The sequence below is a fragment of the Burkholderia sp. Bp9090 genome (assembly GCF_003857985.1).
GTDB lineage: Bacteria > Pseudomonadota > Gammaproteobacteria > Burkholderiales > Burkholderiaceae > Burkholderia.
In genome coordinates, this window is record NZ_QTPV01000025.1 from 63,500 (window position 1) to 87,634 (window position 24,135).

A 24,135-nucleotide genomic window follows, 5' to 3' on the forward strand; every position below is an offset into this window, starting at 1 on the left:
GCCTTGTGTCGGCCGCTTGTCGTCGTCAGTTTTTCTTCGGGGTGTAGAACGGGTTCGACACGTCGCGCGCGGCGGCGAATACCGCATCGCGATGCGGCAGCCCTTCCATCGCGGCGACGATCGCGTTGCGGCACGCGCGATAGTTGTTCTCGAACACGGCATCGAGATCGTCGGTCTGCGGGTTCACCCAGTTCGCCGACACGACGACCCAGTCGTTTTCCGCCTCGGGCGGCAGCGTGCCGTTCTCGAGCGCTTCGGCCACGGCCTTCGCGATGCCGGCCTGCGACGCGCCCCACGTGGCGTTACCGTGGAAATCGCTGGCGATCTGCGCCTTGTTGACGTACAGCGTGAGCGGCTTGGTCGGCACGCCCGGCTGCGCGATCACGACGAACGGCGCATGGCCGGCCGACGGCGTCGCGAGGGCGGTGGCGAACGCCTGGCCCGCCGGGCCGTTGCGCGGGCCGACCAGCACGTTGATGTGCGCGAGGTTGACGCCGGGGCCTTCGAAGCCTTCGCCGATGTAAAGCTGCCTGGGTTGGGATGCGGTCATTGCGGTGTCTCGTCGATGAGGTTGGGAGTGAGGCGATTGTGGTGGGCCGCGACGCGGCCGGTGAATCGATGTTTTCTGATCGGGCTATGAGTTTTCGTCGTCTCCGGGAATGCCCTGGGCCCGGCGCGCGGAGGCCCGCCGGGCGGGCCTCGGCCGGCGTCGTGACGGCGGGCGGGGCGGGATCGGCGGGTGGGCATTCGCGAACCGGCTCCGGGTTTGTCATACCCGGGCAGGGGTTGGAGGGCCAGGCGCTTCCGGACAACAATCGGCGTGCTCCGAGCCCTATCTTTCGTCTTCCCTTCTTTTTTCGAAAGCGAGTAATTCCGATGGCTGCCATTCAAAGGCCCGATTGGTCGAAGCTCAGTTCGCTCGATCCCGAACTGATCCGCGCATTCGTCGCCGTCGTCGAGAGCGGCGGCTTCACCGCTGCGGCCCGGCAACTGCATCGCACGCAATCGACGATCAGCCTGCGCATCCGCACGCTCGAGGAGCGGCTCGACACGCACCTGTTCATGCGCAACAGCCGGCGGCTCGAACTGTCGCGCGACGGCGAGAATTTCCTGATCCATGCGCGCCGCATCATCCAGGTGCAGAACGACGCGATCCTTGCGCTGAAGCAGGCGAGCAGCGACCGCGGCGTCGTGCGCTTCGGGCTGCCCGAGGACTATGCGGAGCTTTGGTTGCCCGACCTGCTGAAGTCGTTCTATGCGATGCGGCCGGGCGCACGCTTCCACGTGCATTGCCGCACCTCGCTCGAACTGCTCGAACGGCTGCAGGCCGGCGAGCTCGACGTCGCGCTCGTCGTGCGGCACGGGCCGAACGCGGGCGGGCGGCTGCTCGGCCGGCACGAGGTCGTGTGGGCCGCGCACCGCGATTTCGCGCTCGGCCCGCAGGCGTCGGTGCCGCTCGCGCTGTTTCCGGAGACGTGCTGCTACCGGCAGCGCGGGCTGCAGGCGCTCGCGACGGCCGAGCGGCCGTATCACGTCGTCTATACGAGCCAGAGCCCGACCGGCATCAAGATCGCGGTGAACCACGGCGCGGCCGTGACGATGATCGACCGCTGCACGCTGCCCGAGAACTGGCGCGTGCTCGACGAGACCGACGGGCTGCCGCCGCTGCCGGCGGCCGATCTCGAACTGCATCGCTCGCCGGGCATCTGCGATCCGCTGACCGACGATCTGGTTTCGCTGATCGAATCGATGGTCGACGAGCGGCGGCGCGCGTCGCTCGAAGCGTTCGCTTAGCGGGGCGGGGTGGCGCAAACGCGGGTGAGATTGAAGCGAACCGCGGCGCGCGGCCGCAACGCGCGCATGACGACCGCGCGGCCCGTCGCAGCTCGGTGTCGTGTTATGTCCCCCGTGCCGTTTTTTGCACGGGCGGCCCGTTTTTTTGCACGACGTTTATCCGGTCTCTTCTAAGCTGGGGACGTGTCGAACAGCCGGGACGGCCTCCGTCCGCTCCATGACCTTCATTCATCCCGTTCCCGCCTGCGATGTCGCCGGCCGCCAGTTGCGCGCCGGCGCACCCAGCAATGTCATTCCGTTCCCGCCGCCGCGCCCGCGCCTGCAGTTGCCCGTCACCTTGACGGCCGATTCCGGCGAACGCGCGCACGCCCGGCTCGCGGCGCTGCTGCATTCCCCGCTCGGCGTGTATGTCGTCAGCGCGCGTGCCGTGCGCGACGTGGTCCACGTGCACTTCGACATCGCGCCGGAAGACCTGGATTTCACCCTGCACATGCTGATCGCGCAGCAGGCCGATGCGGTGATCGGGCCGGTCGCGCGCCGGTTGCATGTCGGGCCGAGCCCACGGTGAAGCTGGGAACGGTTGTTGCTCGTGGTTTGTCGTTCGTTCCTTGATGGCTTGTCCGATCCGCCGCCCGGTCGCCGGTCGCCGCGTCGTCCGCCCGCAGGCGGCGAACCGGCGCGCGATGCTGCGTGCGCGGCGCCGATCACGAATACGGAGGAGTCATGGATCTATTGGAAGCCGTACCTGTCGCGCGGCCGGCGAGCGGCCGGTTACGGACGGCGTCGCTGCCGTCCGGCCAGCAACTCGCGCGTCAGCTCGTGACGACGGTGCGCGTGGCCGAAATGCTGCTGCATCAGGCGATCGTCGTGCCCGACCGGCACCAGTGGTCGGTGGACACCGAGCGGGTCGACGCGGCCGGCGGGCCGCTCGAGGCCTGGGAGAGCTTCGTGACCTGGCGGATCGGCAAGGTGTTCGCAGCGTCGGTGAGCCCCGCCGCGCGCGTCAACGATCGCGACCAGGTCGCGGTCGAGATCCGGCTCTGCCTGCCCGAGCAGGACTACGTGGCCGGGCGGCGCGTGAGCACCTTCGGCCGCCGCCACGGCAACCGCTTCGGCGCGACGCTGTCGGTCGTGTCGGGCGCGCAGTGGGGCTGGCAACGCGCGGAGCACGTCGCGCCGGAACACACGCAGGTATGCGGCGATACGCTGGAAGCGCTCGTCGATCGGGTGGCCGCGAACGTCAATGCGGCGCTGGGCGCGGCCGGGTTCGGCGCGACGCGCTGATCACGCGTCGCCGGTCTGCCCGGTTTGCCGCTGCAGGTCTTCCATCAGCTGTTCCGCGAGAAAGTCGCACGGCGGGCGCTTCGATTTCGTGCTGCGCGCGAGGATCAGTTCGAGCGGCGGCAAATCGGGCAGCCCGTGCGAGCGGCCGAGCATCGACAGTTGCGCGGGAATCGCGCAGCGCGCGAGCGGCGCGACCGCGAGGCCGGCCTCGACCATGCTGAGCAGACCGAGCAGGCTCGGGCTTTCATACGAAGTGCGGAACGGCAGCTTCGCGCGTTCGAGGCTGCGGATCGCGTTCTCGCGCGCGACGCTGCCCGGCATGAACACCGCGATCGGCAGCGGCCGTTCTTCCCATACGCGCGGCCCGTTCGTCATCGCGGCCCATGCCATCGGCTCGTGGCGGATGAAGTCGCCGGACAGCCCCTTGATGCGCGTGCCGCACACGAGATCGACCGTGCCGTCCTTCAGGAGCGGCGCGAGCGCGCTGCTCGGCAGCCCGATCACCTGGATCTCGACCTTCGGATAGGTCGCCGAAAATTTCTTCAGCACCGACGGCAGCAGCGACGACGCATAGTCGTCCGGCACGCCGATGACCACCTTACCCGTCACTTCCGGCCGCACCACGGCCGCCCACGCCTCGTCGCGCAGCGCCAGCATTCGTCTGGCGAATCCCAGCAGCACCTCGCCTTCGCGCGTCAGCACGATGCTGCGCGGCTTGCGCACGAACAGCGGCCGGCCGATCGCGTCTTCCAGGCTCTTGATCTGCATGCTCACGGCCGATTGCGAGCGGTTCACCGCTTCGGCGGCGCGGGTCATGTTGCCGGTTTCCGCGACGGCGACGACGGTGGCCAGCACGTCGTGATCGAGCATCTTCATCGGTATCAGGAAAACTGAACGTAACGATCAGCATTATGCGTTTTTATTGTCGCTGTGTGTCTGCCATAGTGGCATCGAGCCGGCCGCATCGTTCGATGCGGTGCGGCGATCACGCCGGCGTGCCCGGCACGCAGCGCCGAACAGGGAAGAGTGGTGTACCGATGATGGATCATCCATTGCGTGCCGCACTGGCCGCGGAATTGCATGCGCGGCCGTTCCTGCGGCTCGCCGAGGCCGTGTCGCTCACGCACTACGCGATCTACGCGGACGGCCAGCCCGACATCCACGAAACGCTGCTGCACGCGCTGTGCCGCGACACCGGCATTGCCGCGCCGCAGGACGGCGCGACCCACTACGCGGTGCAATCGCCGGGCGGCTGGTACCTGAAGTGGGAGCGCCACACCGAATTCTCGACCTTCACGTTCGTCGCGCCGCGCCGCGACACCGGCTATTTCGACGATCTCGCGATCGAAGGGATCCCGGCCGCCTGGTTCGCACGGCTCGCGGGCATCCGCTTCGTCGCGGTGCGCATGGAGTTGCTGTCGGGCGATGCCGCGCGGCTCGTGTGCGGCGACCTGCGCCGCTGGATCGACGGGCCCGCGCTCGTCGGCAGCAATGTGCTCGGCGGCGGCAAGGTGTTCTGCGACTGGCATGTGCGCGACGACGGCTTCATGCGCTTTCTCGTCGTCGACGAGGATTTCCGCGAGGAGCAGGGCGGCCGCCTGCTGCAACGCCTCCATGAAATCGAGACGTACCGGATGATGGCGCTGCTCGCGTTGCCGGTCGCACGGCGCATGAGCCGCGAGCTCGACGAGATCCACGCGGCGCTGCATGCGCTGATGCAGCGGATGGACGCGGGCGGCGCCGACGGCGACGACGCGGCCTTGCTCGTGAAGCTCACGCATCTCGCGGTGCGGGTCGAAGCGCTGTCGGGGTCCGGCGGCCGCTTCAGCGCGTCGCGTGCTTACGAAAAGCTCGTGCTGGCGCGCATCCACGAGCTGCGCGAGGAGCGCATCGAAGGGATGCCGACGATCGCGGAGTTCATGGAGCGGCGCTTCGCGCCGGCGATGGAAACCTGCCGCAGCGTGTGGGCGCGTCACGAGCAGATCGCCGCGCGGATCGCGCGCGCGGTCGACCTGCTGCGCACGCGTGTGAATCTCGCGCAGGAAAAGGACGTCACGCGCTTGCTGGCGGGCATGGAGCGCACCGCGCGCAACCAGCTGCATCTGCAGCACGCGGTCGAAGGGCTGTCGGTGGCGGCCATTTCGTACTACGTGCTGTCGCTCGCGACCGCGGCGTTCAAGGCGCTGCACGTGATGAACCTGCCGGTCGATCCCGAACTGGCGGAAGGCCTGTTGATCGCGCCGGTCGTGTTCGCGGTGATTCACATCACGCGGCGCACGCGCGCGCAGCTCGCGCGGTCGGAGGCCGCGCATGGCGGCGCAGCCGTGCAAGCGGCGGCGTTGAAACAGGCAAATTGAATCAGAACATCGACGACATATCGAAAGGAGTGGAGATGACTTTTACGCAATCGCAAGCGGTTTTTTTCACCGGCTACGACGCATTCGACGAACCCGTTCGGGATGACGCCGGCGCGCCGGAAGAGGTGCGCGTGACGTCGTATCAGGCCGTGCTGCAGGAGCCGATGACGTCGCTCGTCGGCAGCACGATCGATCGGCCGGATGTCGCGGCGGTGGCGATTCTCGGGTACAACTGACGCCTGGTCGTTCCGCGCCGCGTCGATTCACGACGTCCGCCGTGGGCGCTGCAGGCCCGGCGGCCCCTTCACGTACACCTTCACGCCATGAACGCGCATCCCGCCGTTTCGCTTCAACTGACCGACATCGAGCAGCCGGCCGCGCGCGACCTCATCAGCCGCAAGCTCGGCGAGTTCAACCACGCGATGACGGGCCGATCCGACACGGCGGCGCTCGACGTCTACGTGACCGATCCCGCGACCGGCGAGGTCGTGGGCGGCCTCACCGGCCGGACGTCGCTGGGCCTCTTCTTCATCGACCTCTTTTACCTGCCGGAATCGCTGCGTGGCGGCGGTTTCGGCAGCCGGCTGCTGCGCGAGGCCGAAGCGGAAGCGAAGCGGCGCGGGTGTGCCCGCGCGGTGCTGTACACGATTACGTTCCAGGCGCCGGACTTCTACCGGAAGCACGGTTACGAGGCGTTCGGCGAGGTGCCGTGCGAGCCGGAAGGGACGGCGCGCGTGTTCATGGTCAAGACGCTTTGAGCGAGGTAGCCTGACGTCACCGCGCCGGCGCCGCTACCGAAGACCGGCGGGATCGCAGCATGTGCTGCATCGACGGCGACGGGTAGCGCGACGCCGTCCACGCCGACCCGGAGGCATATCGTGACAACGCCACTCGATCAATACGCCAGACAGTACGTGCGATTCGAAGACGAACGCACGCGGCCTGTCCGCGACCTGCTGGCCGCCGTGCCGGACACGCCGATCCATACCGCGCTCGACATCGGCTGCGGGCCCGGCAATTCGACCGAAGCGCTGATCGCGCGTGCACCCGACGCGACGGTGCGCGGGATCGACGCGTCGCCGGACATGATCGCGGCCGCGCGCAAGCGCCTGCCCGCGCTGCGTTTCGATCTCGCGGATGTCTCCACGTGGGACGATCCGGGCGGCTACGACCTGATCCTGTCGAACGCGGTGCTGCAATGGGTGCCGGCGCACGACACGCTGTTTCCGTCGCTCGTCGGCCGGCTCGCGCCGGGCGGCCATCTCGCGGTGCAGATGCCCGACAACCTCGACGAACCCGCGCACCGGCTGATGCGCGCGGTCGCCGCGGGCGGGCCCTGGGCGGACAAGCTCAAAGGCGCGGCGCGCACCGAGCGGTTCGACGCGCGGTATTACTACGCGCTGCTGTCGCCGTCGTGTTCGCGGGTGGATGTCTGGCGCACGACCTACTACCATCCGCTGCGCGGCGGCGCCGACGCGGTCGTCGAATGGTTCAAGGGCAGCGCGCTGCGGCCGTTCCTCGCGGCACTCGATGAAGGCGAACGCGACGCGTTCGTCGCGCGCTATCGCGATGCGCTCGCCGGTCCGGATGGCTACCCGTTGCTCGACGACGGCACCGTGCTGCTGCCGTTCCCGCGCCTGTTCATCGTCGCGACGCGGAAGTAAGGCGAAAGCAGGGGCGCAAGCAGGACCGGAGCGGGCGGCGGCGGGTCGTCGGTCAGGACAGCGGCCGCATCGATTCCGGATCGACCGTCCGGCTCTTCGCGCTTTGCCCGTCGCGCAGATCCTTGTACCAGAAGAGGGCGACTTCCCCGTCGTTCGCGCCGTCGGCGTACAGGAAGCGGTCGTGGCCGCCCACGACGAAGCCCGCCCGCGCGTACGTGCAGCAGGCCGCGACGTTGTTCGCCTGCGTTTCGAGCCGCATGAAGCCGAATCCGCGGCTGCGCGCCCACGCTTCCGCGGCCGCGAGCAGGAACTGGCCGATCCCCTGCCGCCGGCAACTGCGATCGACCGCGAGTTCCGCGATCTCCGCCATCCCGTTCCAGCTTTCGGTGATCGCGACGAATCCCGCGAGGCGCCCGCCCGCGCTCGCGCGGAACAGCGCGGTGCCGCCGGACGCCTCGCGCGCCCAGCCGGCCGGATCGAAGCCGTAGTCCTTGCGCTGCACGGGCAGCGCGCGCAAATCGAGCAGATCCTGGTACGGCGCATTCAGCTCCCACGCGATCTCGAACGAAAAGTCGCATCCGTTCAGTTCGTCGGCGGGCAGATCGACCGCCTGTTCGATGCTGATGTGCTCGGCTCGGTCCATGTGTCGGTGTCCTGTCTTCAGCGGGATTGCCTGGTCTTCCCCCGGGGCGGCCGCCGCCGCCTTGCAGCGAGAGCCGGATCGCACCCGTACCTGTTTTGAATTGATGCGCTCGCACGATGTCTCTTCCCGCGGCGGCGCTCAACGCCCGATTATGCGGGATATCGGCGCGGACTCATCCGCATCTCGTCTCGTGGCGGAGCGCCGATCCCGGCCATGCCGCGTATTCGTCGGCGCATTGCTTCATTTGGCAGGGCGATGCGACCACGCAACGGATTGCTCATACGGAATCCACACGGCCCGATTGCCGGAGACCCTCATGGGGGCCGCCTCGCGGTTCGACTATGCTGAATTGTCCGCGGCCGGAATTCCGCGCCGCGACGCGGCGAACCTGCGATGACGGGAGGGGGCGATGAGCGAGCAAGACAACGTGCAACTCGTGCAGCAGGCATACGCGGCGTTCGGCCGCGCGGATATCGAGGGCATTCTGCAGACGCTGTCCTACAGCGTCGACTGGTTCATCCCGGGGCCGGCCGACGTCGTTCCGTTCGTCGGCAGACGACATGGGCCGCAGGCGGTCGCGGCGTTCTTCGCGGCGCTTGCGTCGACGCAGACCGCGGAACGCTTCGAGCCGCTCGAGTTCATCGCGAGCGGCAACCGGGTCGTCGTGCTCGGCACGCAACGCTGGCGTGTCCATTCGACCGGGCGCACTTACGAGGACGACTGGGTGCACCTGCTCACGATCGAAAGCGGGAAGATCGCGGCGTTCGTCGAGTATCACGATACGGAGGCCGAAGCGGCCGCGCATCGACGGTGACGGTGCTGAAGATGCGCCGGGCCGCTGTGCCCGGCGGCTTCGGCATCCCGCGCGGCCGGCATGGCCCGCGGTGCCGCGCCGGCCCGCCGGGGATGGTGCCGCCGGCGGCCTGAACGGCCGCGCAGGTCAATCGATCGCGCGCATCGCGTGGCGCAGTTCCTGGTAGCTGCGCAGGCCCGTCACGCCGAGTTCGCGGCCGATCCCGCTGAGCCCGAAGCCGCCCCAGCACACATGCGGGTAGATGAGTTGCGGCGCGTTGATCCACACGAGTCCGGCACGCACGCGTGCCTGAAACTGCTTCGCGACTTCCGCGTCGCGCGTCACGACGGTCGCGACGAGCCCGTAGCGCGTGTCGTTCGCGAGCGCGATCGCCTCGTCGTCGGTACGGAACGACTTCACGCACGCGATCGGGCCGAACACCTCGTCGGTCCACAGCAGGTTGTCGGCGGGCGGCTCCGCGACCACGACGGGCGCCATGAAGAAGCCGTTGCCGCCGGCTTCGGCGACGCGCCCGCTGAACGCGACGCGCGCGCCCGCCGCGACGCCTTGCGCGAGCATCGCCTCGACGCGCGTGCGGTGCGCGGCCGAGATCATCGGCCCCATCGCGACCTCCGCGGTGGCAGGCGGCGCGACGACGAGCGCGCGCACGGCCGTCTCGAACGCGGCCATGAAGCTGCGATAGAGGCTGTCGTGCACGAGGATGCGCGCGGTGGCCGAGCACATCTGGCCCGCGTTCGTGAAGGCGCCGGCGACCGCGAGCGACACCGCGGCGTCGAGATCGGCGTCGTCGCGCACGATCAGCGACGACTTGCCGCCGAGTTCGAGCGTCACGCGCTTCATGTCCTCGGCCGCGGCCCGCATGACCTTGCGGCCGGCGGCCGTGCTGCCGGTAAACGAGATCTTGTCGATCAGCGGATGCGAGGTCAGCGCCGCGCCGACCTCGGCGCCGCCGTTCACGACGTTGACGACGCCGTCCGGCACGCCGGCTTCGGCGATCAGGTCGAGCAGCGCGTGCTCGGCCGGCGACGTCAGTTCGGACGGCTTCAGCACGACCGTGCAGCCGGCCGCGAGCGCGGGCGCGAGCTTCCACGCGGTCGTGACCATCGGGAAGTTCCACGGCACGATCAGCGCGGCGACGCCGAGCGCGTCGTGGAAGCGCTCGGCCGCGACGGTGTCGCTCGGCAACGCGACGGGCTCGGCCTCGAACAGCGCCGGGTTCCCGCACAGCGTCGCGTAATACGCGAACGTCGCGGCGACATCGCCGACGTCGGCTTCGGCCTCGAAAGGCGGCTTGCCGCTCACCTGCATCTGCAGCGCCGCGAGCCGCTCGCGGTCGGCTTCGACGCGCTCGGCGATCGTCGCGAGCAGGCGGCCGCGCTCGGCGGGCGGCGTGTCGCGCCAGCCGGCGAACGCGTCGCGCGCGGCGCGGACCGCGGCGTCGACGTGCGCGGCCGTCGCGAATTCCTGCCAGCCGATCGTCGCGCCGGTCGACGCATCGAAGATCGGCGCGCCGGCTTCGTCGGAATGCGTGCGCACGGGCTGGCCGGCGATGCGCGCGGCGGGCAGCACGATGGCCGCGGCGGAAGGGGAAAGCTCGGCGGTGGACATGAACGTGTTCCTGTCGATCGGATTAGCGGTAGGCGACGCCCGGCATCACGCAGAGCATCTCGAATGCGAGGTTCGCGCCGACGAGCGCGGTGGTGCCGGTCGGATCGTACGGCGGCGACACTTCGACGAGATCCGCGCCGACGATGTTCAGCCCCTTCATCCCGCGAATGATCTCGAGACCCTGCTGCACCGACAGGCCGCCGATTTCCGGCGTGCCGGTGCCGGGCGCGAACGACGGATCGAGACCGTCGATGTCGAAGCTGAGATACACCGGCGTGTCGCCGACGCGTTCGCGCACCTGCGCCATCAGCGGCGCGAGCGACCGGTTCCAGCATTCCTCCGCCTGCACGACGGTGAAGCCCTGCTGGCGGCACCAGTCGAAATCGTCCGCGTGATAGCCGGTGCCGCGCAGGCCGATCTGCGTGACCTTGTCGCATTGCAGCAGGCCGTCTTCCACCGCGCGGCGGAACGGCGTGCCGTGCGCGATCTTCTCGCCGAACATCGTGTCGTTCACGTCCGCGTGCGCGTCGACGTGCACCACGGCGACCTTGCCGTATTTCCTGTGCAGCGCGCGTAGGATCGGCCACGCGATCGTGTGGTCGCCGCCGAGCGTGATCGGCCGGCAGCCGTGCGCGACGATCTCGTCATACGCGTGCTCGATGCGGCGCACCGAATCCTTCAGGTCATAAGGGTTGGTCGCGACGTCGCCGATGTCGGCGACCTGCAGCGAATCGAACGGCGCCGCGCGCGTGGCCATGTTGTACGGGCGCAGCAGCACGGATTCGGTGCGGATCTGGCGCGGGCCGAAGCGCGAACCCGAGCGGTTCGACGTGCCGAGGTCGAGCGGCACGCCGACGAAGCACACGTCGAGGCCGTCGGTCGTGTCGGCCTGCGGCAGGCGCATCATCGTGGCGATGCCGCCAAAGCGCGGCATCTCGTTGCCGCCCATCGGCTGGTTCAGTTCGCGGTGCATGGGGCCGTCTCCTCTTTATGGTGAAAAGCGATCGGCCGATGGTAGAGGAGAACGCGGGCGCGAAGATCTTGAAGTCGCAACGTTTACATCGACGGGTCTCGATGCGAACGGCGCCGCCGCATCGACGCGGCGCGACCGGCTGCGGGCGACCGGCGGCGGGCGGCCGTCGACGCGCGGCCGGATCAGCCGGCGATCGCGGGCGGTGTGCCGGCGTCGTCGCCGTCGTTGCCTACGTGGTCACGCGTTGCGGCCGCAGGAAACGCCGGCACGGCCGAGCCCCACGCAGCCAGTTCGCGCTTCGTGCGCACCCCGAGCTTCGCGAACGCACGCTTCACGTACGACTCGGCCGACGCGACGCGCACGCCGAGGATGTCGGCGGTTTCCGGCACGGTCTTGCCGGAGATCAGGTGCTTGCAGGTTTCGTATTCGCGCTTCGACAGCTTCACGCCGTCGGCCGCGACCCTCACGTCGAACTGCGCGAGCGGATGCACGTCGGGCGTCGGGTGCGCGATGCGCCGCGCGGCGGTGGTCGATGCGTGCAGCTCGAGCAGCGGGAACAGCACGTCGCTGATGCTGCGAAAGCGGTTCATTTCGGCGAGCGTGAACGGCGGGCGGTCGCGGCCGCGTTCCAGCGCGATCGAATGCTGCGCATAGCGGGTGCCGCGCGCGAGCACGCATTCATGGGCGATATGCACGTCGTCGAACAGCCGCTGGCGGAATTCGCCGGGCGGGATCGCCGCGATGTCGCGCACGACCAGCATCGTGCCCGTCTTGCCGCGCAGCCCCGCGAACAGCGGGTCGCTGTCGAGAAAGCGCTCGTAGTAGAGCGTCATCACGTCGGAGATGTCGGCGGTCGCGGTGCCGATGCCGCTGCTGCCGATCCATTCGCAGCGGTAGCCGGTGGGCATCGTGCCGTCGACGCGCGAGCGCTCGACGTGCGCGACGTCGAGCGGCACGACGTCGTTCAGCAGTTGCGTGAGACGCGGCACGAAGTGCGGCGTGCCGACCGTCTCGATCAGCTCGCCCAGCGCCTTGAACGACACGTTGAAGCGGTCGGTGTCGCGGTGGAAGGGGTTCACGTTGAGCAGCATGCGGTTCCCCGGTGAAAAGCGGCGGCGATTCTAGCGTCCGAAGTCAAAAACGTCATTAGGGGGAAATACGGTACGGAGTCCTGCGACCCTGCGCGCCGCGGAAAACGCGGTTTGTCCCCCCCGCAGGGGGGCATACCGGGGCAGTGTAAATGAGTAACTTTGTCTCTGCTTTTTTCAATCGAGAGACGAAAGATTCAAATGACCAAACTGATCAAGGACATCCTGCCGCTGGGCGCAGGCGTGGGCGAATTCACGAAGCTCGACTTCGGGATGGACGAAAGCGATTGGCGCGCGGCCGAAGGCAAGAGCGGCAGCTACCTCATCGGCTGGTGGGAAGGCAAGGTCGGCTCCGTGGAGTTCCCGGAAACCGCGGCGGACGAAGCGGTGTGGCTCGTCGAGGGCCGGATCGCGCTGACCGATGTCGAAGGCAACCGCAAGGAATTCACGCCGGGCCAGGGCTACCTGCTGCCGGCCGGTTTCGCGGGCCGCTGGGAAACGATCGAGGACGCGAAGAAGTTCTACGTGCTGCTCGAGAAGTCGTGATGTGAGCGGCCGCCGTGGCGTCGTCGTCAGGTTGACGCGAGGCCCGGCGGCGGCGTTTTCGATCGACTGCAGGCGACGTCCGTCGCGCGGGTGTCGAAGGCGCGCGTCGCGGCTTGCGGTGCATCGCGCCGATCGTCGCCGTCGGCGCGACCGAGGCAACCGCGGCGATAGAAGTAATCGGCGCAATCGCTGAATTCGGCGAATTCGGCACGCCGTGCACGCATCGCACGCGCGGGCCGCGATCAGGTGGGATGGCTGGGATCATGGAAATGGAAGTCAACGAAGCAACACAAGCCGCACCGGCTCACGCGCACGCCGCGCGTCACGCGCCGGTCGCACTGGGCGCCGCCGAGGCGCTCGCGAATACGAAACTGTTCCCGTACTGGCTCGACAACCCGGCCGCGCCGGCCGCCGAGCCGGAACTCGTCGGCGACGTGACGGCCGACCTGCTGGTCGTCGGCGGCGGCTTCACCGGGCTGTGGACGGCCGTGCAGGCGAAGGAACAGATGCCGCACCTGAACGTGGTGCTGATCGAGGCCGGCAAGGTCGCGCACGGCGCGTCGGGCCGCGCTGGCGGGATCATCTCGACGTCGGTGATGCACGGGCTGCCGAACGCGGTGCGCGTGTTCCCGAACGACATCGCGCAGCTCGAGGCATTCGGCCACCACAACCTCGACGGCTTCGAGGACACGCTGAAGCGCTACGCCATCGACGCCGACATCGAGTGGAACGGCGAGATGACGGTCGCGGTGGACCCCGGGCACCTCGCGCACCTGAAGGGCGACTACGACCTGCATCGCGAATACGGGCACGACGTCGTGCTGCTGAACCGCGAGGAAACGCTCGAGCAACTGAACTCGCCGCTGTTCGCGGGCGCGCTGTGGTCGCGCAACCGCAGCGGCATCGTGCATCCGGCGAAGCTCGCGTGGGGGCTCAAGCGCGCGGCGCTGTCGCTCGGCGTGAAGCTGTACGAGTACACGCCGCTCACGACCGTCACCGACGAAGGCGGCACCGTGTACGTGACGACGCCGAAGGGCAGCGTGCGCGCGCCGCGTGTCGTGTTCGGCAGCGGCACCGCAAAGGTTGGCATTCCGGATATCAATCGCCGCGTGATGCAGGTGCGCGATCACGTGCTCGCGACCGAGCCGCTCACTGACGAACAGCTCGCGCGGATCGGCTGGAAGAACCGCCAGGGCGTGTACGACACGCGCACGCAGCTCAACTATTTCCGGTTGACGAAGAACAACAGCATCATCTTCGGCGGGCTGGTCAGCTATCACTTCGACGGCGACCCGGAACCGCACCAGGACGGCCGGCGCGAAACCTACTACCGGCTCGCGGAGGCGTTCTACCGGACCTTCCCGCAACTCGCCGACGTGCGCTTCTCGCACGCGTGGGGCGGCCCGATCGACTACTGCTCGCGCGGCTCGGTGTTCGCGAAGCGCTATCTCGGCGGCAAGGCCGTGTTCGTCGCCGGCTACACGGGCTTCGGCGTCGCGGCGAGCCGGTTCGGCGCGTTCATGGGGCTGAACATCCTGTTCGACCGCGACAGCCCGGAGCGCAAGCTCGACATCGCGAACCAGAGCCCGAGCTACATCCCGCCCGAGCCGATGCGCTGGGTCGCCGCGAAGATCACGTTCCACGCGTTCGACGGCGCGGACGCCGAAGGCGGCTGGAAGCGCGCGTGGATCAACGGGCTCAAGGCGATGGGCTTCCCGATGTAAGCGCCGGTCGTTCACGAACGACGGGTATGGCGCGTGCCGTTGCCGATGACGGCGCGCGTCCGGTCAGGTTCATCGGCGCGGGCGGCCGGTGTCGTGCCGGCCCGGCAACGCGCGAGAAGCGCAGCGGCTTGAAGCATGTTTTCGAATACCACCGATCTCGATCTCCGGCTCATCCGGGTCTTCCTGGCCGTCGTCGACGCACGCGGCATCACGGCCGCCGAGGCATCGCTCGGCGTGCGGCAGTCGACCATCAGCACGCAGCTCTCCGCGCTGGAAGCGCGTGTCGGCTTCAAGCTGTGCGACCGCGGTCGCGGCGGCTTTCGGCTGACATCGAAGGGCGAACGCTTCGCGGCCACGGCGCGCACGCTGGTCGCGGCGACGTCGGAGTTCGTCGCGCGCGTGCGCGACATCGACCGCAAGCTGGTCGGCACGTTGTCGATCGGGCTGATCGGGCAGGCGCCGCTCGTCGAGAACGCGCGCGTCGCCGACGCGATCGGCACGTTCCGCAAGCGCGACCAGGCCGTCACGTTCTCGATGAAGGTCGCATCGCCGCAGGAACTCGAGGAGGGCCTCGTCAACAACCAGCTCGATTTCGCGATCGGGTATTTCTGGCATCGCGTGCCGGGACTCGACTACACGCCGTTGTTTACCGAGGAGCAGGTGATCTACTGCGGTCGCGGCCATCCGCTGTTCCATGTGTCGCGGCCGGTGTCGATGGACGACCTGCAGGCGCACGACTGGGTGTGGCGTACCTATCCGGTGCCGGAGGAACAGTGTCCGCTGCCGGAGCGGCGCGTGACCGCGAGCGCGGACAGCATCGAGGCCGCGACGATCCTGATCCTGTCGGGCGGCCATCTCGGCTACCTGCCCGCGCATTACGCGGAGCCGTTCGAGCAGCGTGGGCTCGTGAAGGCCGTCGGCCGTGCGACGTTCGGCTTCGATGTGCCGCTGCATCTCGCGATGAAGCGCAACGCGAGCGGCAAGCCGATCGTCGATGCGTTCCGCGAGGACTTGCTGCGCGCGTTCAACATCAAGGCGGCCGCGCTGGCTGCATAGCGCGTGCCGCCCGCGAGGTCGCGCCGCCCCCGCAGGCGCGAGGCGCAGCGGCAGGAATCGCGAAACGCGTGTCGCGGGCGGCGGGCGAACGCGCGGGATGTGAACGCGTATCGGGCGGGTCGCGTTACGCGCTTGCGCTGTCGTCGCGATATCCGCTCTTGCCGTCGAAGATTTCCTTCAGCGCGGCGCGCAGCGCGACGGGATCGTGTTCGCCGGGCGCAAGATGAATCACGTAATGCGTGTTGCCGTCGAGCCGCGCGGCGGTGCGCTCGTCGAGTTCGACGTCGAGCGTGTCGCCCGTGAGGCGCACCGACAGGTCGTTCACGTGCGCGGTGAGCTGGTCGAGCACCATCACCTCGATCGACGTTTCCTCCGGAAAGCGCAGCAGCGAGAAGCAATAGTTCTGCGCCGCGTCGTGGCAATAGATGTTCGCGAAGCTTTCGTCGTCGTCGACATCGGACGTGGCCGCGCCGACGGTAGCGTGTAGTTCCATGATGTTTCTCTCGGTAAGGGGTTATCGGGGCAGCGCGGCTTGCGCGTCGACCTCGCAATGCGCATCGCGCGCCTTCAGCCACAGCCCGAATGCGCGCATGACCTCGACGACGGGCCGCAGCCGGTCGCCGTCCGCGGTCAGATCGTACTCGACGCGCACCGGCACCTCCGGATACACGGTGCGCCGCACGAAGCCGGCGTCCTCGAGCGCGCGCAGATCGAGCGTCAGCATCCGCTGCGAGATGCCGGGCATGTCGCGGCGCAGGTCGCTGAAGCGCTTCGGCCCGTCGAGCAGATACGACACGAGCAGCAGCCGCCAGCGGCCGCCGAGCATGCGCATCGCTTCTTCCACGGAACATCCTGTCGCACTCGTCTTCATGCCGCTGACCCTGTCGGTAACTTTTTTGTGACTACGGCACAAACGACTGCCTTCTTCTCAGCGCCGCGCCGATGCGAGATATTAGCGCCCGCGTCGCGGCGAATCGATAGTCGAACCACCCAATCAAGGAAACGCATGAAGCTTTATCACGCTCCCGGCAGCTGTTCGCAGGCCATCTGCATCGTGCTGCGCGAAAGCGGCATCGACGCGCAGGTCATCAAGGTCGACGCGCGCAAACACGTCATTGAAGACGGACGCAATTACTACGATGTGACCGAACTCGGCTGCGTGCCGCTGCTCGAACTCGACGACGGCACGATGCTGCGCGAAGGACCGGTGATCGCGCAGTATCTCGCGGACCGGCGCCCCGAAGCGCGGCTCGCGCCCGCGTACGGCACGCTCGCCCGCTACCGGCTGATGGAATGGCTGAACTTCCTCGGCACCGAGATCCACAAGGGCTTCATCCCGCTGCTTTACGCGGTGCAGGCGGGGCAATACGTCGACCCGGTGCGGCAGAAGCTCGACAGCCGCTTTGCGTGGATCGACCGGCAGCTCGACGGCAACCCGTACGTGACGGGCGATACGTTCACGATCGCCGATGCATACCTGTTCGCGCTGACGGGCTGGGGCAAGGCCGACTGGATGCGCTCGGTGTACAACGCGGACATCGACCTGAGCCGCCATGCGAACCTGCGCGCGTGGTACGAGCGGGTGCGGGCGCGGCCGGCCGTGCAGCAGGTGCTCGCCGCGGACAGGCTGGCACGCTAGCGCGTTTTGGGGGCGGCGCCGGACACCGTAAGAAGCCGCTCACGTCGCCGCGCCATACCGCAAACCGCCGCGCTATAATCGCCGCCATGAAACTGCTTCGGACCTTCATCCTGCTGCTGCTTTGCGCGGTGCTGCCCATCAGCGGGCTGGCAGCCAGCGGCTTGACCGGTGAATGTCCGATGCAGCACACGATGTCGATGGAAGCGAACGCGGGCATGAGCATGTCCGCCGACATGAGCGGCTGCGATTCGATGAAAGCGTCGCCCACCGACACCACGAAGGCCAAAGCGAAGGGCATGGCCTGCAAGGTGACGGCCCAATGCCAGTTCGGCAGTCTCTATCACCCGGCCGCCCGCGCCGACGTGAGCCATCCCGCTGCATTCGCCAGCACGATCGTCTTCCACTACGCGCAGTCCGTCCCGATCCGCGACCCGAACGGGTTGTGGCGCCCGCCCCGCATCAGCTGATCCCGATTTGACCGGTTCACCGCCGAGGCGGTGAGGTTCGTCCCGTGTTCGGGACGTGGAATCCATTCGGGTTCCGACTTGGGGTTACACCATGTCATTCGATTTCTGCACGCCGCGCATGCGGCGTGCGTGCCGGCGCGCGCCCGTGCTTTGGGCGGCGCTGCTGGCGGCGGGCGTCCATGCGCAGCAGTCGCCCGTCACGCTGGACGCCGCGCTGCAGTCCGCCACCGAACATTCCGCGTCGATGCAGGCCGCGCAGGCTTCGGTGCGCGCGAGTTCGGAAGCGGCAGTCAGGGCCGGCCAGCTGCCGGACCCGATGCTCAAGGCCGGCATCGACAACCTGCCGGTCAACGGCGGGCAGCGCTTCACCGTCGGCCAGGACTTCATGACGATGCGCCGCATCGGCATCGAGCAGGAATGGGTGTCCGGCGACAAGCGGCGGTTGCGCGCCGCGCTGGCCGACGAGCGAGTCGGCCGCGAACGCGCGGACTATCTCGTGCAGCTGGCCACGGTGCGCCAGCGGACCGCCGCGGCCTGGCTCGACGCCATCTACGCGAAGCAGGCGCTCGCGCTTCGCCAGGCGCTGCTCGATCACATGCGGCATGAGCTCGACGCGACGCAGGCGTCGTATCGCGGCGCGAAGGCGAGCGCGGGCGAAGTCGTCCAGGCTCGCGCGATGCTGGCGCAAACGCAGGATCAGGTGCTCGACGCGCGGCAGGCCTATCGCACCGCACTCATCGCGCTCGGCCGCTGGACGGCTGCGCCCGTCACGGATGTGACGGGCACGCCGCCCGCGTCCGAATCCTTCGTGGCGTCGTTGCCGCCGGACGAACTGCGCGTGTCGCAACCGGCGCTCGTCGCCGCCGCGGACGACATCGCGGTCGCCGAGGCCGACGCCGCGGTGGCCGACAGCGAGCGCAGCCCGAACTGGACGTGGGAGATCGCGTACCAGCAGCGCGGCGGCGCGTATTCGAACATGGTGTCCGTCGGCGTCACGATCCCGTTGCCGCTCGATCGCAAGAACCGGCAGAACCGCGACGTCGCCGAAAAAGCCGCGCTCGCGACGAAGGCGCGCCTGATGTACGAGGACACGCTGCGTCAGGTGCAAGCCGATATCCGTACGCAGTCCGAAACGCTGGCAAGCGGCCGCGAACGCCTCGCGACCCTGCGCGAATCGCTGTTGCCCGCCGCCGGGCAGCGCGTGCAGCTCGCCACGGCCGCCTACCGGGCCGGCACCGGTTCGCTCGCCGACACGTTCGCCGCCCGGCGCGCGCAACTGGACGCGCAGTTGCAGGTGCTCGAGCTCGGACGCGACGTGTCGCGGACCTGGGCACAGCTCGAATATCAGGTCGTGCCGTCGACGATGGCCGCCGCGCAATGAAGGAGAACCTCATGACGAAGCAATCACTGGCGCGTGCGGTGCTGCTGGCATGCGCGGGCGCGGCGCTGCTCGGCGCGGGTTATGTCGCGGGCATGCGCCATGCATCGGGCGGCGCGGCAACGGCTGCCGTCGCGGCGGCAGGCACGCCCGATTCGCAGGCAGGACGCAAGGTGCTGTACTGGCACGACCCGATGGTGCCGAACCAGCACTTCGACAAACCGGGGAAATCGCCGTTCATGGACATGCAACTGCAGCCCGTCTATGCGGACGAGGGCGGCGATGCACGGGGCGTCCGGATCGATCCGGGCCTGCAGCAGAACCTCGGCATCCGCTATGCGACCGTGCGCCGGCAGCAGACGGCGGACGGTTTCGATGCGGTGGGCACCACGCAATTCGACGAATCGCGCGCGGACGTCGTGCAGTCGCGCGTCACCGGCTACATCGACCGGCTCTACGCACGGGCGCCGATGCAGCGCATCGAAAAGGGCGCGCCGATCGCGTCGCTGTTCGTGCCGGAATGGCTCGCGCCGCAGGAGGAATATCTCGCGCTCAAGCGGGGCGGGATGGACGGCAGCCTGCTCGATGCGTCGCGCGCGCGGATGCGTGCGCTGTCGATGCCCGGCGCGATGATCGCCGCGCTCGATCGCACCGGCCGCGCGCAGACGCACGTCGTGCTGAGCGCGCCGGAAACCGGCGTCGTCAGCGAACTGAACGTGCGGGACGGCGCGATGGTCGCGCCGGGACAGACGCTCGCGAAGATCGCCGGGCTGTCGACGCTCTGGCTCATCGTCGAGGTGCCGGAAGCGCTCGCGCTGAACGTGCAGCCGGGGATGGCGGTCGACGCGACGTTCGCGGGCGATCCGGCGCGGCACTTCACCGGCCGCATCCGCGAAGTGCTGCCCGGCATCAGTACGGGCAGCCGCACGCTGCAGGCGCGCGTGGAGGTCGACAATGCGGCGCTCAGGCTCACGCCCGGCATGCTGATGCGCGTGCATGTCGCGGCGCGGAAGGCGGTGTCGCGCCTGCTGGTGCCGTCCGAAGCGGTGATCGCGACCGGCAAGCGCACGATCGTCATCGTGAAGACGGGCGACGGCCGGCTCCGGCCTGTGCCGGTGACGGTGGGCAACGACGTCGGCGGCGACACGGAAGTGCTCGACGGGTTGAGCGAAGGCGATATGGTCGTCGCATCGGGGCAGTTCCTGATCGATTCGGAAGCGAGCCTGAAAAGCGTGCTGCCGCGGCTGGAAGGCGCGGCGGGCGCGAGCGCCGCGCAAGCGCCGGCCGCCGCGGCCGCGCCGGTGTACGAAACCACCGGCAAGGTCGAGCAAGTCACCGACGACGACATCACGTTCTCGCACCAGCCGGTGCCGGCACTCGGCTGGGGCGCGATGACGATGGCGTTCGGCAAGCCGTCGGCACACGCGTTCCCGGACGTGAAGGCTGGCCAGACGGTGCGTTTCGCGTTCGTGCAGCGCGAGGACGGCTACCGGCTGACGAAGGTCGAGCCGCAGGGAGGCACGCGATGATCGCGCACGTGATTCGCTGGTCCGTCCGCAACCGCTTCCTGGTGCTGCTCGCCACCGTGCTGATCGCGGCGTGGGGCGCGCATGCGCTGCGGCAGACGCCGCTCGATGCGCTGCCCGACCTGTCGGACACGCAGGTGATCGTCAAGGCGTCGTATCCGGGCAAGGCGCCGCAGGTCGTCGAGGACCAGGTCACCTATCCGCTGACGACGACGCTGCTCGGCGTGCCGGGCGCGAAGACCGTGCGCGCGTACTCGTCGTTCGGCGACGCGTTCGTCTACGTGCTGTTCGACGACCACACCGACCCGTATTGGGCGCGTTCGCGCGTGCTCGAATACCTGAGCCAGGTGCAGAGCCGCCTGCCCGCGGGCGCGACCGTGTCGCTCGGGCCGGATGCGACCGGGGTCGGCTGGGTGTACGAGTACGCACTCGTCGATCGCACCGGCCGTCACGACCTCGGGCAACTGCGTGCGCTCAATGACTGGTTCCTGAAGTTCGAGCTGAAGGCCGTGCCGGACGTGTCGGAAGTGGCGAGCGTCGGCGGGATGGTGCGCCAGTACCAGGTCGTGCTCGATCCGGACAAGCTGCGCGCGTACGGCATCACGCAGGCGGCGGTCGCGGACGCGCTCGGCAAGGCCAACCAGGCATCGGGCGGCGCGGTCGTCGAGCTGGCCGAGTCGGAGTACATGGTGCGTTCGTCCGCCTACCTGCGCACGCTCGACGACTTCCGGCACGTGGTGCTGCGCACCGACGACGCGGGCACACCGGTGCTGCTCGGCGACGTCGCGCGCATCCAGGTCGGCCCGGCGATGCGGCGCGGGATCGCGGAGCTGGACGGGCAGGGCGAGGTGGCGGGCGGCGTCGTCGTGATGCGCTCGGGCAAGAACGCGCTGACGACGATCGACGCGGTGAAGGTGAAGCTCGCCGACCTGAAGCGATCGCTGCCGCCCGGCGTCGACATCGTCACGACCTACGACCGCTCGCAATTGATCGAGCGCGCGGTGGACAACCTCCGCGACAAGCTGATCGAGGAGTTCGTGATCGTCGGGATCGTCTGCGCGGTGTTCCTGTTCCACCTGCGCAGCGCGTTCGTCGCGATCCTGTCGCTGCCGCTCGGCGTGCTCGCCGCGTTCATCGTGATGCGCTACCAGGGCGTGAACGCGAACCTGATGTCGCTGGGCGGCATCGCGATCGCGATCGGCGCGATGATCGATGCGGCGATCGTGATGATCGAGAACGCGCACAAGCATCTGGAGGCATACGGCCACGCGCATCCCGGCGAGCCGATCACGTCGGCGCGGCGCTGGGAACTCGTCGCGACGTCGGCCGCGGAGGTCGGGCCGGCGCTGTTTTTCTCGCTGTTGATCATCACGCTGTCGTTCGTGCCGGTGTTTTCGCTCGAAGGTCAGGAAGGCAAACTGTTCGCGCCGCTCGCGTTCACGAAGACCTACACGATCGCCGCCGCGGCCGCGCTGTCGGTGACGCTGGTGCCGGTGCTGATGGGGTATCTCGTGCGCGGCCGCATTCCGCCCGAGCACGCGAACCCGATCAACCGCGTGCTGACCCGCGTGTACCGGCCGCTGCTCGAAGCGACGCTGCGGCGCCCGTGGCGCGCGATCGGCGTCGCGATCGCCGCGCTGTTGCTGACGGCCGTGCCGTTGTCGCGTCTCGGCGGCGAGTTCATGCCGCCGCTCGACGAAGGCGATCTGCTGTACATGCCGACCGCGCTGCCGGGCATCTCGGCCGACAAGGCGAGCGAACTGCTGCAGCAGACCGACCGGCTGATCAAGACCGTGCCCGAGGTCGACACGGTGTTCGGCAAGTCGGGGCGCGCGGATACGGCGACCGATCCCGCGCCGCTCGAGATGTTCGAAACGACGATCCGCTTCAAGCCGCGCAGCGCATGGCGGCCGGGGATGACGCCGGAGAAGCTCGTCGACGAACTCGATCGCACGGTGAAGGTGCCGGGCCTGTCGAACGTGTGGGTGCCGCCGATCCGCAACCGGCTCGACATGCTCTCCACCGGCATCAAGACGCCGGTCGGCGTGAAGATTTCCGGGCCGGACCTGGCGGGGATCGACGCGATCGCGACGCAGGTCGAGGCGGCGGTGAAACAGGTACCGGGCGTCACGTCGGCGCTCGCGGAACGGCTGAACGGCGGCCGCTACCTCGACGTCGACGTCGACCGGCTCGCGGCCGCGCGCTATGGGCTGTCGGTGGCCGACATCCAGTCGGTGGTGTCGTCGGCGATCGGCGGCGAGGATGTCGGCGAAGTGATCGCGGGGCGCGAGCGGTTCCCGATCAACCTGCGCTATCCGCGCGAGCTCCGCGATTCGCTCGAGAACCTGCGGCAACTGCCGGTCGTCACCGCGCGCGGCGCGCAGATCCGCCTCGGCGACGTCGCGCGCATCGCGATCGCCGACGGGCCGCCGATGATCCGCAGCGAGAACGCGCGGCTGTCCGGCTATGTGTACGTCGATATCCGCGGCACCGATCTGAGTACGGCAGTCCGTGCGATGCGGCAGGTCGTTGCGCAACAGGTCGCATTGCCGCCCGGCTATTCGATCGCGTGGTCGGGACAGTTCGAGTATCTCGAACGCGCGGCGGCGACGCTGCGCACCGTGGTGCCGGTGACACTCGTCGTGATCTTCGTGCTGCTGTTCGTCACGTTCGGCTCCGCGGCCGATGCGCTGCTGCTGATGTCCACGGTGCCGTTCGCGCTGATCGGCGGCTTCTGGCTCGTCTGGGCGTTGGGCCACGCGGTGTCGGTCGCGACGTCGGTGGGCTTCATCGCGCTGGCGGGCGTGGCCGCCGAGTTCGGCGTCGTGATGCTGCTGTACCTGAAGGGCGCGCTGCAGCGCCGCCTCGACGCCGGCGCGCCGCTGACCGATGCCGTGCTGCTCGACGCGATTCGCGAAGGCGCGGTGCTGCGCGTGCGGCCGAAAGCGATGACGGTCGCCGTCGTGCTGGCCGGCCTCGTGCCGATCATGGTCGGACACGGCGCCGGCTCCGAAGTGATGCAGCGCATCGCCGCGCCGATGGTCGGCGGCATGATCACCGCGCCGCTGCTGTCGATGTTCGTCATTCCCGCCGCGTGGCTTCTGCTGCAGCGCCGTCGTGCGCGAGGCGCGAGCCGTCAGCGGCAATCCGATGCAGTTCCTCACGGCATGAACGTGCCGTCCACCCCCACTGGAGAGTCTCGATGAAGATGAATCAATTGATCGCCACCGCCACTGCCGTTTTCGCGACCGGCGTGTTCGCTGTTCCCGCGCTGGCCGCGGGCGACATGCCGGGCATGGACATGTCCGGCATGAAGATGTCGTCGGGCGGTGCGGCCGAGTCGCACGCCGCGCTGACCGATGCCGAAGTGAAGAAGGTCGATGCCGCGAGCGGCAAGATCACGCTGAAGCACGGCGCGCTCGAGAACGTCGGAATGCCGCCGATGACGATGGCGTTCAAGGCGAAGGACGCGGCCATGCTCGCCGAGGTCCATGCGGGTGACAAGGTGAAGGTCCGCGTCGAGAACGTCAACGGCACGCTGACGATCGTCAGGCTCGTGAAGGCGTCGTAAGCG

Annotated in this window: 25 protein-coding genes; 17 read left to right on the forward strand and 8 right to left on the reverse strand. The window is 68.6% G+C overall.

What is annotated here, in order from left to right:
* Positions 1–25: 25 nt before the first annotated feature.
* On the reverse strand, positions 26–550 hold the full coding sequence (gene fae, locus DIE16_RS22095; RefSeq protein ID WP_011356415.1) for a formaldehyde-activating enzyme: 525 nt from the start codon (positions 548–550) through the stop codon (positions 26–28).
* Positions 551–876: 326 nt separating this feature from the next.
* Here fae and DIE16_RS22100 point away from each other — a divergent pair, with 326 nt between their 5' ends.
* The 3 genes from DIE16_RS22100 to DIE16_RS22110 all read left to right on the forward strand — a co-directional run bounded on the left by DIE16_RS22100 (position 877) and on the right by DIE16_RS22110 (position 3,078).
* The gene (locus DIE16_RS22100) at positions 877–1,794 is read left to right on the forward strand and encodes a LysR family transcriptional regulator (RefSeq protein ID WP_044848054.1); all 918 of its coding nucleotides are present in this window, start codon (positions 877–879) and stop codon (positions 1,792–1,794) included.
* A gap of 217 nt (positions 1,795–2,011) precedes the next feature.
* The gene (locus DIE16_RS22105) at positions 2,012–2,362 is read left to right on the forward strand and encodes a hypothetical protein (protein WP_124893423.1); all 351 of its coding nucleotides are present in this window, start codon (positions 2,012–2,014) and stop codon (positions 2,360–2,362) included.
* 155 nt (positions 2,363–2,517) lie between these two features.
* Positions 2,518–3,078: a hypothetical protein gene (locus DIE16_RS22110; protein WP_124529260.1), complete on the forward strand. Its 561-nt coding sequence runs from the start codon at positions 2,518–2,520 to the stop codon at positions 3,076–3,078.
* On the opposite strand, the gene DIE16_RS22115 is transcribed toward DIE16_RS22110, so the two are convergent.
* Positions 3,079–3,954 (reverse strand): LysR family transcriptional regulator, encoded by an 876-nt coding sequence (locus DIE16_RS22115; RefSeq protein ID WP_044848057.1) that lies wholly within the window; start codon positions 3,952–3,954, stop codon positions 3,079–3,081.
* A 161-nt stretch (positions 3,955–4,115) separates the two neighbouring features.
* On the opposite strand from DIE16_RS22115, the gene DIE16_RS22120 reads away from it, so the two are divergent.
* From DIE16_RS22120 to tam, 4 genes are all read left to right on the forward strand, one after another.
* A complete protein-coding gene (locus tag DIE16_RS22120) occupies positions 4,116–5,435 on the forward strand; it encodes a DUF3422 family protein (RefSeq protein WP_124487031.1) in 1,320 nt (439 codons plus the stop codon).
* Between the two features lie 35 nt (positions 5,436–5,470).
* Positions 5,471–5,671, forward strand: coding sequence for a hypothetical protein (locus DIE16_RS22125; protein WP_124520828.1), 201 nt, complete (start codon positions 5,471–5,473; stop codon positions 5,669–5,671).
* Between the two features lie 87 nt (positions 5,672–5,758).
* Positions 5,759–6,193, forward strand: a complete 435-nt coding sequence (locus tag DIE16_RS22130) for a GNAT family N-acetyltransferase (RefSeq protein ID WP_044848060.1) — start codon at positions 5,759–5,761, stop codon at positions 6,191–6,193.
* Positions 6,194–6,313: 120 nt separating this feature from the next.
* Positions 6,314–7,099: a trans-aconitate 2-methyltransferase gene (gene tam, locus DIE16_RS22135; protein ID WP_124893398.1), complete on the forward strand. Its 786-nt coding sequence runs from the start codon at positions 6,314–6,316 to the stop codon at positions 7,097–7,099.
* A gap of 52 nt (positions 7,100–7,151) precedes the next feature.
* Here tam and DIE16_RS22140 read toward each other — a convergent pair whose 3' ends face one another.
* A complete protein-coding gene (locus tag DIE16_RS22140) occupies positions 7,152–7,742 on the reverse strand; it encodes a GNAT family N-acetyltransferase (RefSeq protein WP_044848062.1) in 591 nt (196 codons plus the stop codon).
* Between the two features lie 409 nt (positions 7,743–8,151).
* On the opposite strand from DIE16_RS22140, the gene DIE16_RS22145 reads away from it, so the two are divergent.
* Entirely contained in the window at positions 8,152–8,556 is a 405-nt protein-coding gene (locus tag DIE16_RS22145; RefSeq protein ID WP_124893399.1) for a nuclear transport factor 2 family protein, read from the forward strand.
* Between the two features lie 126 nt (positions 8,557–8,682).
* On the opposite strand, the gene DIE16_RS22150 is transcribed toward DIE16_RS22145, so the two are convergent.
* The 3 genes from DIE16_RS22150 to DIE16_RS22160 form a co-directional block, all read right to left on the reverse strand.
* Positions 8,683–10,164 (reverse strand): aldehyde dehydrogenase family protein, encoded by a 1,482-nt coding sequence (locus DIE16_RS22150; RefSeq protein ID WP_124893400.1) that lies wholly within the window; start codon positions 10,162–10,164, stop codon positions 8,683–8,685.
* A gap of 22 nt (positions 10,165–10,186) precedes the next feature.
* Positions 10,187–11,137: an agmatinase gene (gene speB, locus DIE16_RS22155; RefSeq protein ID WP_044848300.1), complete on the reverse strand. Its 951-nt coding sequence runs from the start codon at positions 11,135–11,137 to the stop codon at positions 10,187–10,189.
* 182 nt (positions 11,138–11,319) lie between these two features.
* A complete protein-coding gene (locus DIE16_RS22160) occupies positions 11,320–12,228 on the reverse strand; it encodes a helix-turn-helix transcriptional regulator (protein ID WP_260434425.1) in 909 nt (302 codons plus the stop codon).
* 198 nt (positions 12,229–12,426) lie between these two features.
* On the opposite strand from DIE16_RS22160, the gene DIE16_RS22165 reads away from it, so the two are divergent.
* The 3 genes from DIE16_RS22165 to DIE16_RS22175 all read left to right on the forward strand — a co-directional run bounded on the left by DIE16_RS22165 (position 12,427) and on the right by DIE16_RS22175 (position 15,551).
* The gene (locus tag DIE16_RS22165) at positions 12,427–12,771 is read left to right on the forward strand and encodes a cupin domain-containing protein (RefSeq protein ID WP_124487026.1); all 345 of its coding nucleotides are present in this window, start codon (positions 12,427–12,429) and stop codon (positions 12,769–12,771) included.
* A gap of 263 nt (positions 12,772–13,034) precedes the next feature.
* Positions 13,035–14,495: an FAD-binding oxidoreductase gene (locus tag DIE16_RS22170; RefSeq protein ID WP_124893401.1), complete on the forward strand. Its 1,461-nt coding sequence runs from the start codon at positions 13,035–13,037 to the stop codon at positions 14,493–14,495.
* Positions 14,496–14,630: 135 nt separating this feature from the next.
* Positions 14,631–15,551 (forward strand): LysR family transcriptional regulator, encoded by a 921-nt coding sequence (locus DIE16_RS22175; protein ID WP_044848305.1) that lies wholly within the window; start codon positions 14,631–14,633, stop codon positions 15,549–15,551.
* Positions 15,552–15,675: 124 nt separating this feature from the next.
* Here DIE16_RS22175 and DIE16_RS22180 read toward each other — a convergent pair whose 3' ends face one another.
* Positions 15,676–16,044, reverse strand: coding sequence for a hypothetical protein (locus tag DIE16_RS22180; RefSeq protein ID WP_044848306.1), 369 nt, complete (start codon positions 16,042–16,044; stop codon positions 15,676–15,678).
* Positions 16,045–16,065: 21 nt separating this feature from the next.
* A complete protein-coding gene (locus tag DIE16_RS22185) occupies positions 16,066–16,422 on the reverse strand; it encodes a helix-turn-helix domain-containing protein (RefSeq protein ID WP_124487024.1) in 357 nt (118 codons plus the stop codon).
* Positions 16,423–16,557: 135 nt separating this feature from the next.
* On the opposite strand from DIE16_RS22185, the gene gstA reads away from it, so the two are divergent.
* From gstA to DIE16_RS22215, 6 genes are all read left to right on the forward strand, one after another.
* Positions 16,558–17,190, forward strand: a complete 633-nt coding sequence (gene gstA, locus DIE16_RS22190) for a glutathione transferase GstA (RefSeq protein ID WP_124893402.1) — start codon at positions 16,558–16,560, stop codon at positions 17,188–17,190.
* An 86-nt stretch (positions 17,191–17,276) separates the two neighbouring features.
* Positions 17,277–17,657, forward strand: a complete 381-nt coding sequence (locus DIE16_RS22195; protein WP_124893403.1) for a hypothetical protein — start codon at positions 17,277–17,279, stop codon at positions 17,655–17,657.
* A 91-nt stretch (positions 17,658–17,748) separates the two neighbouring features.
* Entirely contained in the window at positions 17,749–19,038 is a 1,290-nt protein-coding gene (locus tag DIE16_RS22200) for a TolC family protein (protein ID WP_124893404.1), read from the forward strand.
* 11 nt (positions 19,039–19,049) lie between these two features.
* Positions 19,050–20,564: an efflux RND transporter periplasmic adaptor subunit gene (locus DIE16_RS22205; RefSeq protein ID WP_124893405.1), complete on the forward strand. Its 1,515-nt coding sequence runs from the start codon at positions 19,050–19,052 to the stop codon at positions 20,562–20,564.
* Complete coding sequence (locus DIE16_RS22210) at positions 20,561–23,767, forward strand: efflux RND transporter permease subunit (RefSeq protein ID WP_124893406.1); 3,207 nt, start codon at positions 20,561–20,563, stop codon at positions 23,765–23,767. Before DIE16_RS22205 ends, DIE16_RS22210 begins: the two co-directional genes overlap by 4 nt.
* The gene (locus DIE16_RS22215; protein WP_124487019.1) at positions 23,764–24,132 is read left to right on the forward strand and encodes a copper-binding protein; all 369 of its coding nucleotides are present in this window, start codon (positions 23,764–23,766) and stop codon (positions 24,130–24,132) included. Before DIE16_RS22210 ends, DIE16_RS22215 begins: the two co-directional genes overlap by 4 nt.
* Positions 24,133–24,135: the final 3 nt, after the last annotated feature.

Coding starts and splice junctions, on each gene's coding strand:
- DIE16_RS22215 (WP_124487019.1), top strand. CDS start 23,764: ATGAAGATGAATCAATTGATCGCCACCGCCACTGCCGTTTTCGCGACC.
- DIE16_RS22185 (WP_124487024.1), bottom strand. CDS start 16,422: ATGAAGACGAGTGCGACAGGATGTTCCGTGGAAGAAGCGATGCGCATG.
- DIE16_RS22205 (WP_124893405.1), top strand. CDS start 19,050: ATGACGAAGCAATCACTGGCGCGTGCGGTGCTGCTGGCATGCGCGGGC.
- DIE16_RS22120 (WP_124487031.1), top strand. CDS start 4,116: ATGATGGATCATCCATTGCGTGCCGCACTGGCCGCGGAATTGCATGCG.
- DIE16_RS22140 (WP_044848062.1), bottom strand. CDS start 7,742: ATGGACCGAGCCGAGCACATCAGCATCGAACAGGCGGTCGATCTGCCC.
- DIE16_RS22145 (WP_124893399.1), top strand. CDS start 8,152: ATGAGCGAGCAAGACAACGTGCAACTCGTGCAGCAGGCATACGCGGCG.
- DIE16_RS22200 (WP_124893404.1), top strand. CDS start 17,749: ATGTCATTCGATTTCTGCACGCCGCGCATGCGGCGTGCGTGCCGGCGC.
- DIE16_RS22130 (WP_044848060.1), top strand. CDS start 5,759: ATGAACGCGCATCCCGCCGTTTCGCTTCAACTGACCGACATCGAGCAG.
- fae (WP_011356415.1), bottom strand. CDS start 550: ATGACCGCATCCCAACCCAGGCAGCTTTACATCGGCGAAGGCTTCGAA.
- DIE16_RS22195 (WP_124893403.1), top strand. CDS start 17,277: ATGAAACTGCTTCGGACCTTCATCCTGCTGCTGCTTTGCGCGGTGCTG.
- speB (WP_044848300.1), bottom strand. CDS start 11,137: ATGCACCGCGAACTGAACCAGCCGATGGGCGGCAACGAGATGCCGCGC.
- DIE16_RS22110 (WP_124529260.1), top strand. CDS start 2,518: ATGGATCTATTGGAAGCCGTACCTGTCGCGCGGCCGGCGAGCGGCCGG.
- DIE16_RS22165 (WP_124487026.1), top strand. CDS start 12,427: ATGACCAAACTGATCAAGGACATCCTGCCGCTGGGCGCAGGCGTGGGC.
- DIE16_RS22125 (WP_124520828.1), top strand. CDS start 5,471: ATGACTTTTACGCAATCGCAAGCGGTTTTTTTCACCGGCTACGACGCA.
- DIE16_RS22105 (WP_124893423.1), top strand. CDS start 2,012: ATGACCTTCATTCATCCCGTTCCCGCCTGCGATGTCGCCGGCCGCCAG.
- DIE16_RS22210 (WP_124893406.1), top strand. CDS start 20,561: ATGATCGCGCACGTGATTCGCTGGTCCGTCCGCAACCGCTTCCTGGTG.
- gstA (WP_124893402.1), top strand. CDS start 16,558: ATGAAGCTTTATCACGCTCCCGGCAGCTGTTCGCAGGCCATCTGCATC.
- DIE16_RS22150 (WP_124893400.1), bottom strand. CDS start 10,164: ATGTCCACCGCCGAGCTTTCCCCTTCCGCCGCGGCCATCGTGCTGCCC.
- DIE16_RS22180 (WP_044848306.1), bottom strand. CDS start 16,044: ATGGAACTACACGCTACCGTCGGCGCGGCCACGTCCGATGTCGACGAC.
- DIE16_RS22175 (WP_044848305.1), top strand. CDS start 14,631: ATGTTTTCGAATACCACCGATCTCGATCTCCGGCTCATCCGGGTCTTC.
- DIE16_RS22160 (WP_260434425.1), bottom strand. CDS start 12,228: ATGCTGCTCAACGTGAACCCCTTCCACCGCGACACCGACCGCTTCAAC.
- DIE16_RS22170 (WP_124893401.1), top strand. CDS start 13,035: ATGGAAATGGAAGTCAACGAAGCAACACAAGCCGCACCGGCTCACGCG.
- DIE16_RS22100 (WP_044848054.1), top strand. CDS start 877: ATGGCTGCCATTCAAAGGCCCGATTGGTCGAAGCTCAGTTCGCTCGAT.
- DIE16_RS22115 (WP_044848057.1), bottom strand. CDS start 3,954: ATGAAGATGCTCGATCACGACGTGCTGGCCACCGTCGTCGCCGTCGCG.